This window comes from Aquabacterium sp. UBA2148, assembly GCF_002328915.1.
Taxonomy (GTDB): domain Bacteria; phylum Pseudomonadota; class Gammaproteobacteria; order Burkholderiales; family Burkholderiaceae_C; genus Aquabacterium; species Aquabacterium parvum.
Map to the genome: position 1 here is coordinate 16,546 of NZ_DCXA01000095.1, position 1,322 is coordinate 17,867.

Annotated in this window: 2 protein-coding genes and 1 pseudogene; all 3 read right to left on the reverse strand. The window is 71.3% G+C overall.

What is annotated here, in order from left to right; all coding sequences use genetic code 11:
* Positions 1-367 (reverse strand): CinA family protein (locus tag B2W70_RS05115; RefSeq protein ID WP_286743513.1); only part of this gene is annotated, 367 nt, incomplete at its 3' end.
* Positions 368-397: 30 nt separating this feature from the next.
* Positions 398-997: a phosphatidylglycerophosphatase A family protein gene (locus B2W70_RS05120; RefSeq protein WP_286743515.1), complete on the reverse strand. Its 600-nt coding sequence runs from the start codon at positions 995-997 to the stop codon at positions 398-400.
* Positions 994-1,322 (reverse strand): annotated as a pseudogene (locus tag B2W70_RS05125) (thiamine-phosphate kinase); the annotation flags it as partial. The gene B2W70_RS05120 and the pseudogene B2W70_RS05125, both read right to left, overlap by 4 nt.

Genomic DNA, 1,322 nt, shown 5'->3' on the forward strand with positions numbered 1-1,322 from the left:
CCAGCCACACCGTGCCCACCGGTTTGGCATCGCTGCCGCCGGAAGGGCCCGCCACACCCGTGACGGCCACGGCGATGTCGGCGCGCGAATGGGCCAGGGCCCCCGACGCCATCGCCTTGGCCACCTCTGCGCTGACGGCGCCATGCTCGGCAATGAGGGCCGCCGGCACACCCAGCAACTCGGTCTTGGCCTCGTTGCTGTAGGTCACGAAGCCGCGCTCGAACCAGGCGCTGGAGCCGGCCAGCTCGGTGCAACTGGCCGCGATCAGCCCGCCCGTGCAGGACTCGGCCGTGGCCAGCAACTGCCCGCGCGCCAGCAACAAGCCGGCCAGGGCATCGACGGTGACGTGCAGGGATGCGGTGTCCATGGGGCGGTCTCCAGATGAGGTGGATGCGGCTCAGCCCAGCACCCCGGCGGTGACGCCCCCTTGGCGCACCACCACGGCCAGGGCCAGCACGAACAGGGTGCAGGCGGCGGCCACCAGGTCATCGAACATGATGCCCACGCCCTGGCCCCAGCCAATGGGCTGCCCCGGCACGGGTTTGAAAAGCCGATCGGCCCAGCCCACCGGCCCGGGTTTGACGGCGTCGAAAAACCGGAAGGCCACGAACGCCAGCACCTGCCCGACGACATCCACCGGCGACATCACCCACAGCACCAGCCAGAAGGCCCAGATCTCGTCGAAGACCACCGCGCCTGGGTCGGCCACGCGCATGGCCTGGGCCGTGCGCGTGCAGGCCCAGCAGCCGACCAACCAGCCCACGGCCAGGATCAGGGCCCAGGCCACGTCGAGCAGCGGGCCTGACAGGCTGTGCACCAGGGCCTGCTGGATGACCAGGAAGCTGACCCAGCCCCACAGCGTGCCGACGGTACCCGGTGCGATCGGGCTCAGGCCGCTGCCGGCTCCCAGCGCCAGCACATGCGCAGGGTGGGCGAACATCAGGCGCACGCTGGCACGCCGAGGCGCCTGGGCCATGCCGAGGTCGTCTGCGCTCATGCCTGCCCCTTGAAGTGATCGAAGCTCGCCCAGCGGTCTGGCAGGGGCACGCCGCCCTCGGCCGACCAGATCGTTCTCCCCACCTCGGCACGGGTGCGACCGATGCAACTCAGGGGCAGGCCCAGGTCGGCGCCCAGCGCCTCGATGGCCGGGCGGTGCGCAGGCGGTGCCGTGAACAGCAGTTCATAGTCGTCGCCGCCGGCCAGCAGGCAATCGAGTTGTTCGGCTTGCGAGCGCGTGCGCAACCAGGAGCCACGCGGCAGGCCGTCGGCGAACAGGTCCGCGCCCACGCGGCTGCGCGCCAGGATGTGTCCGAGGTCGCCCA